The sequence below is a fragment of the Bacillus sp. JJ1503 genome (assembly GCF_036965125.1).
Lineage (GTDB): Bacteria > Bacillota > Bacilli > Bacillales > Cytobacillaceae > Cytobacillus.
The window spans coordinates 1-6,431 of the sequence record NZ_JBALOZ010000180.1 but is presented as its reverse complement, the minus strand read 5'-3'; the positions used below and the strand labels follow the sequence as shown (position 1 = coordinate 6,431).

Sequence of the window (6,431 nt, the reverse complement as noted above, 5' to 3'; positions counted from 1 at the left end):
GTATAATGTGTTCATTATCAGATTATTTAAACCCTTTGTCCTTTCTGCTTTTTTATTATCCTTCACCTCCCCACTCTCTTTTAAACTAATGTAAGGAGACAAAATGAAAATGAATGCTGTTGGCGTAATTGTAGAATATAATCCTTTTCATAATGGACATGCTTTTCATCTGCAGGAAGCAAAAAAACTTGCAGATGCTGAAGTTGTTATTGCGGTGATGAGCGGTAATTTTCTTCAAAGAGGCGAACCCTCCCTAGTATCAAAATGGAAGCGCACAGAGATGGCATTAAAGGCCGGAGCTGATATTGTTTTTGAACTGCCATATTCCTTTGCTACACAGCAGGCTAATTCATTTGCAAGCGGCGCAGTTTCCATTCTCGAAGCTGCAGGATGTCATTCCCTTTGCTTTGGAAGTGAATCAGGAGATATCGAAAGCTTTTACCGGACTATCACCTTCCTTGAAACAAATAATGAACATTATCAAAGACAAGTGAAATATTATTTAGAACGAGGAAATAGTTATCCGAAGGCAACTTCTTTATCTTTCCATGATCTATCCCCACATAAAGAGTTGCTTGATATGTCAAAACCTAATAATATATTGGGTTTTCAATATATAAAGGCTGTTCAAAAACAAGGTGCTTCTATTCAGCCTTTGACAGTGTCTAGGAAGAGTGCAGATTATCATGATCCTCATTTTTCTTCTGAAACGATTGCTAGTGCAACAAGCATTAGAAAAGCCTTATTCTCAGAGGAAGGTAATATGGCTGACCTTAAACAATACATGCCTAAAACATCCTATCAAGCACTACTTGATTATAGACAGGAATTCGGGCTTTTTCATCAATGGGAGACCTATTGGCCGTATTTAAAATATAGAATTCTGCATTCCACTTTGAAGGAATTAAGCTTTATTTATGAAGTGGAAGAAGGTCTAGAAAATCGTCTTGCTGACGCTGTACTCGTATCGAATAGTTTTAATGAGTTTATGAAAAAAATAAAAACGAAGAGGTATACGTGGACAAGGCTTCAAAGGGCATGTTTACATATTTTAACAAATAATACAAGAAAGAATGAAATGAATAATCAAGCTGAAAAAGCAGAATATTTGCGTCTATTAGGAATGACTTCTAAAGGGAGACAGTATTTAAACAAGAAAAAATCACGGCTGCAGCTGCCTTTAATTTCAAAAATTTCCTCAGTGCACAATAATCAACTAGCACTTGATATTAAAGCTTCCCGGATTTATTCAATGGGTGCCTTAGGAAATGCCCAGCAGCGCCTGTTGGAAATGGAATTTAAACAGCCGCCGCTTTTCCTGGAATAACAAAAATTCAACATCAAAAATAGCGGTTTATGCCGCTATTTTGATTTTAGTTTATATAAATAATCAATGGCTTCATCAAATGTATCAACGGGAACAACTTTCATTTTTGAACCAATATCCTTCGCCGTCTTTACTGCCGCATTATAATTAGAATCTTGTGCTCCACCTTCTTTTGGAGCAAAGAAAATTTCTGCACCAGCTTTATCAGCAGCAACAATTTTTAGCTCAATTCCCCCAATTCTCCCTATCACTCCTTTTGAGTTAATCGTTCCAGTTCCGGCAATTTTATATCCTCTCGTATAATCTTCTTCCACTAACTGATTATATATTTCCAACGAGAACATAAAGCCTGCGGAAGGTCCGCCAATATCCTCGCTGTTTATCGTTACATTTGGCTTTACCTCAATTTCCTTATCATCCACTAAGGCAATCCCAACACCAGCTTTTCCAGTCTCTTGAAGTTTTTGTAACGCAATCTTGATCTCACTTATTTTATTTTGGCGTTCAAATGTAAACTCTACTTCGTCACCTTCATTTTTTCCGGAAATATAAGTAATAAATTGATCTGAGGATTCAAATTCCTTCCCATCAACTTTAAAGATGCGGTCACCTGCTTTCAGTTTTCCATCAGCAGGCATACCAGGCTTCACATTCAAGACAAAAATGCCATGATACTTATAATGAATGGGAATTTTCGCTTTCTTGTATGCCGTTTCAATGGCTGACTGTTTAGAAGAAGACATTAAATGAAGCTGCCGAACATTATATTCTTCATCCGTTTCGTTTTCCCTCCTGATTTCATCAATTTGATATAGTTCATGATATGGGTTTAGCTTTGCAATGGCATATGAATATATATTTGCTTTCCCCATCCTCACAGTCGTCAGCATGAAGCTTCCTGCTTCCTCGTATCCGTTTTCGACTTGAATGATTGGTCCAAGTTCTTTTGCTAAGCCTGGCTTAGACACATAGTACGGTAAGGAATAAAAAGAACTTAATATTAGAATGATTGCTGCGGTCATGAAGGAACGTATAATGTATTTATTTCTCATTCACTTGCAGGCTCCTTCCACTGGTTGATTACTTCTTTAATTTGTTTAATTTGCTTTCTCGTTTCTTCTTCCCCAATTCGAATGATATCTTCAATATTTGTAAATGCTCTTGAACTATACATTTCAACCCGTGGCTTAATCATAAAATCCGAAACAATTTCCCGATGAGTGACTAATTCCATCTGCAAAATATCCAAACTCTGCATAATTACATCGTAAATGGATGTAATTTCAGCATTTGTTTTGACATGTGATACATCTATCGCAATGACAATATCTGCACCCATTTCCTTTACAACAGATACGGGGACACGGTCAACAACCCCGCCATCTACAAGGAGACGACCGTTAAGTTTTTCAGGAACAAATATCCCAGGAATTGATATACTGGCACGAACTGCATCAGCAATGGGACCTTTTTCAAAGATCACCTTTTCCCCAGTCATTAAATCTGTTGCAACTACCTTAACCGGCAGCTCTAATTGCTCTAAATGTTTGCCGTGAGTAAAAATACGTATAAGCTCCTTCACTTTTTTCCCTGCAATAAAACCCATTTTCGGAACAGTAAAATCCAGATAATATTTACGTTTAAAAGCTTTAGCTAATTTATATAAGCGGTTAATATCCAATCCGGCCCCGTAAAAACATCCAACCATCGCGCCCATACTGCTCCCAGCTATAAAATCAATCGGAATTCCTTCTTCCTTCAATACCTTAATAGCTCCTAAATGTGCAAACCCTCTAGCTCCTCCTGATCCAAGTGCCAATCCAATTTTCGGCCTTTCCAAAAAGATTCCTCCTTCGAGGCTATTTTTCTTTGTGTTATGAGCTGTATGCCTAAATGTGAGGTAATTAATGATTCATGTTCAATCTTATGGTCTATTTTACTGTTCTATGAGTATATTGATTTATAGAGGACAAGGCTTATTTGAAGTAACAGTCAGTTCAACTTTTGAGGGAGGCTCTGCCTAGTGTTACGTTCTAAAATAAAAACAATCATTCTTGCCTTATCCGTAACGATGATGGCCATATCACTTATATCTTTTCCTCAAGAGTCTGTAGATGCTTCCATAAGGGGCTTGAACATGTGGTGGGAAATCGTATTTCCTTCCCTTTTACCTTTTTTTATTGTTTCTGAAATGCTTATAGGGTTTGGAGTAGTCAGGTTCATTGGTGTACTCCTTGAGCCGCTTATGCGCCCATTATTCAAGGTTCCTGGTGTTGGCGGGTTTGTTTGGGCAATGGGCATGGCATCCGGGTTTCCTGCAGGTGCAAAATTAACTGCACGACTAAGACAAGAAGGTCAAATATCCAAAACTGAAGCTGAACGATTAGTTTCCTTCACTAATTGTTCCAATCCATTGTTTATTTTCGGTGCTGTGTCTGTCGGTTTTTTCCATAATGCAAAGCTTGGTGTAATCCTTGCATTAGCTCATTATTTAGGCAATATTACAGTTGGACTTTCAATGAGATTTTATGGCCGTAAAAACGAAGCGACTAACGAGAAGAAACAAAGAAAGCCCTCTATTAGATATGCATTATCCGTCCTTCATCGTACGAGAATTAATGATAATCGGCCGATTGGCAAGCTACTTGGCGATGCAGTCATGTCGTCTATTCGAACATTATTAATGATTGGCGGATTTATTATTCTTTTTTCTGTCATTAATAAATTACTTTACCATCTTGGAATTACCGCCTTTTTAGCTGGCGGATTAGAATTTATCCTGTCAGCATTTAGTCTTCCAGTTGAATTAAGCACTCCATTTATTTCGGGTATTTTTGAAATCACTCTTGGGAGTCAGTTGACCAGCCAAGTTCAGGAAGCAACTCTAATGCATCATGCAATCATTACAAGCTTTATTTTAGCATTCAGCGGCTTTAGTGTTCAGGCGCAAGTCGCAAGTATACTAGCACAGACTGATATTGATTTTAAGCCGTTCTTCATTGCACGGATATTTCATGGTTTTTTTGCTGCTTTATATGCAGCCCTTCTCTGGAATCCTGTATATGAGCGTTTTTACAATACTGAACAGCCTTCGAATGCAGTGCCAGTTGCCTTTTTGGGTGAAGGCTCCTGGATGCATAAATGGTTTACAAGTCTTTCGGAAGCCGGTCCTCTTATCACGATCTTCGCATTGCTATGTTACACAATATTACTTGCAAGAAGATTAGGAAGATAGCTTTAATGTAATGTAAATTAACGAGCACGAAATGTGCTCGTTTGTTTTATTTATTAAATTTATCCTTAAGTGCTTCTTCTACAGCAGGGGGAACAAGCTCAGAAACCTTTCCATTATATTTGGCAACTTCCTTTACAATACTAGAGCTTAAAAAAGAATATTGATTGTTTGTCATGATGAAAAAGGTTTCAATTTTATCATTTAGTACACGGTTCATGGAAGTGATCTGCATCTCATATTCAAAATCCGAAACTGCACGCAGACCGCGAATAATAGCGCTTGCATTTACCATATTCGCATAATCCACAAGCAAGCCCTGAAAGGCAGAAACCGTCACATTTGGTATCTCCTTAGTCACTTCCTTTATTAACTTTAACCTTTCATCAACAGTAAATAATGGATTTTTCGAAGAGTTATTTAATACAACAACATGAATTTGATCAAATACTTTTGCTCCTCTTTTAATAATATCCAGATGTCCATAAGTAATTGGATCAAAACTACCAGGGCAAACAGCAATACCGCCCATAATTATCCCCCTCGTATATTTATATCGGCATATGATAGATTGTTATCGCAATCATACCGTATTTTTCATATTTTCGCTTTTCAAGTCTTCCAACAGTGTCAGGTAATTGAATATCAGAGCCATGCTCACATACAATGGTTCCGCCTTCAACAAGCACATTTTCTGTATTAATTATTTCCATCAGTTTTAAAAGCTGCTGTTTTTTATAAGGAGGATCCATAAAGATAATATCAAAAGATAATTCTCTTTTTATAACTGCCTTCAAAGCTCTTTCCGCTTCATTTCGATAAATTTCTGCTCTGTCCTCAAAATCACATGTATTCACATTTTCGTGAATAGTCTGAATCGCTTTCCCATCCTTGTCTACAAAAATCGCCTTCTCAATGCCACGGCTTAAAGCTTCTATGCCAAGCCCCCCGCTCCCGGCGAATAAGTCAAGGACAGTTCCCCCATTAAAATAAGGTCCAATCATATTAAACATGGCTTCCTTCACTTTATCAGTTGTTGGTCTTGTTGAACTTCCAGGTACGGCCTTTAGTGCCTTTCCTTTTCTAGTTCCTGAAACTACTCTCATTATTCATTATCACCACTAATCATTACTCTGTCTATTTTTTCCTTCCTATCCTATCATAATTATTATCTGTCGCCAACATGTTATTCGATTCATCCCACCAAGGTGTAAAAAAATGATGATTGATCCATTTAATGGACCACTGGAAAAAAATATCCCTAATAGTGTATATCCAGAGCTATTGTGGAAATAATGTAATTAACAGCATCTATTCGAGGATGTTGTTGCCAACCGCGGAGAAGACTTACGTTTCCCCATAAGTTCTTCCTCCGGTTTCTCCTCTCCCTTTGCCTTCTATCCTTAATGAGGATATAGAAGGACCCTGCAGAATTTCTGCAGGGTTTTTTATTTTTTCCAAACCTGTTATCTTAATAAGAAAAAATAATTTCATCATCCTCTTCTTCAATCGTAACCTTAAACAATGTTTCAATCCATTGCCCGCTCATATATATATTTCCATTAATGACCGCTAATGGTCTTTCTAATAAACCATAATCATCTTCGTTATATATAAAAATATTTCTGTTTAGAAAAAAACGGTATGTATTTGACCCTTTCTTTAGAAGAATAGTTTCCTTATCAGTAAGAACTTCTGCTTCATAATCTAATGCTATCATTGTATTAATAAAAGGAAACATACTATTTCCTTCTTCAAAAATAACCTCTAATCCTTCATTAGCAGTACCATTTACAACAACTTTTCGAGAATCGTAAAAATAAAGAGGAACAAGAGAGTCGACTTTCCCTTCATTCAATGTGAAAAATCGGG

The 6,431-nt window shown here is 37.1% G+C and carries 7 protein-coding genes; 2 read left to right on the top strand and 5 right to left on the bottom strand.

What is annotated here, in order from left to right:
- The first annotated feature begins 109 nt into the window (after positions 1-109).
- Positions 110-1,327 carry a nucleotidyltransferase gene (locus tag V7149_RS14405; RefSeq protein WP_335346311.1) on the top strand — a complete coding sequence of 406 codons (1,218 nt, stop codon included), beginning with the start codon at positions 110-112 and terminating at the stop codon, positions 1,325-1,327.
- 35 nt (positions 1,328-1,362) lie between these two features.
- Here the strand turns inward: V7149_RS14405 and V7149_RS14400 are convergent, their stop codons facing one another.
- Both V7149_RS14400 and V7149_RS14395 read right to left on the bottom strand, forming a co-directional pair.
- Positions 1,363-2,379: a SepM family pheromone-processing serine protease gene (locus V7149_RS14400; protein ID WP_335346310.1), complete on the bottom strand. Its 1,017-nt coding sequence runs from the start codon at positions 2,377-2,379 to the stop codon at positions 1,363-1,365.
- Positions 2,376-3,167, bottom strand: a complete 792-nt coding sequence (locus tag V7149_RS14395; RefSeq protein WP_335346309.1) for a patatin-like phospholipase family protein — start codon at positions 3,165-3,167, stop codon at positions 2,376-2,378. The genes V7149_RS14400 and V7149_RS14395 overlap by 4 nt, the downstream gene beginning before the upstream one ends.
- Positions 3,168-3,350: 183 nt before the next feature.
- Between V7149_RS14395 and ylbJ the strand changes: the two genes are divergently transcribed.
- Positions 3,351-4,562: a sporulation integral membrane protein YlbJ gene (ylbJ, locus tag V7149_RS14390; RefSeq protein WP_335346308.1), complete on the top strand. Its 1,212-nt coding sequence runs from the start codon at positions 3,351-3,353 to the stop codon at positions 4,560-4,562.
- Positions 4,563-4,608: 46 nt separating this feature from the next.
- Here ylbJ and coaD read toward each other — a convergent pair whose 3' ends face one another.
- The 3 genes from coaD to V7149_RS14375 all read right to left on the bottom strand — a co-directional run.
- Positions 4,609-5,091, bottom strand: a complete 483-nt coding sequence (gene coaD, locus V7149_RS14385; protein WP_335346307.1) for a pantetheine-phosphate adenylyltransferase — start codon at positions 5,089-5,091, stop codon at positions 4,609-4,611.
- 19 nt (positions 5,092-5,110) lie between these two features.
- Positions 5,111-5,665, bottom strand: a complete 555-nt coding sequence (gene rsmD / locus V7149_RS14380; protein WP_335346306.1) for a 16S rRNA (guanine(966)-N(2))-methyltransferase RsmD — start codon at positions 5,663-5,665, stop codon at positions 5,111-5,113.
- A gap of 365 nt (positions 5,666-6,030) precedes the next feature.
- Positions 6,031-6,431: stalk domain-containing protein (locus tag V7149_RS14375; protein WP_335346305.1), on the bottom strand; the 401-nt coding region annotated here is incomplete at its 5' end.

Excerpts from the sequence above, each read along its gene's own strand:
- V7149_RS14405 (WP_335346311.1), top strand. The coding sequence starts at position 110 with ATGAATGCTGTTGGCGTAATTGTAGAATATAATCCTTTTCATAATGGA.
- V7149_RS14400 (WP_335346310.1), bottom strand. The coding sequence starts at position 2,379 with ATGAGAAATAAATACATTATACGTTCCTTCATGACCGCAGCAATCATT.
- coaD (WP_335346307.1), bottom strand. The coding sequence starts at position 5,091 with ATGGGCGGTATTGCTGTTTGCCCTGGTAGTTTTGATCCAATTACTTAT.
- rsmD (WP_335346306.1), bottom strand. The coding sequence starts at position 5,665 with ATGAGAGTAGTTTCAGGAACTAGAAAAGGAAAGGCACTAAAGGCCGTA.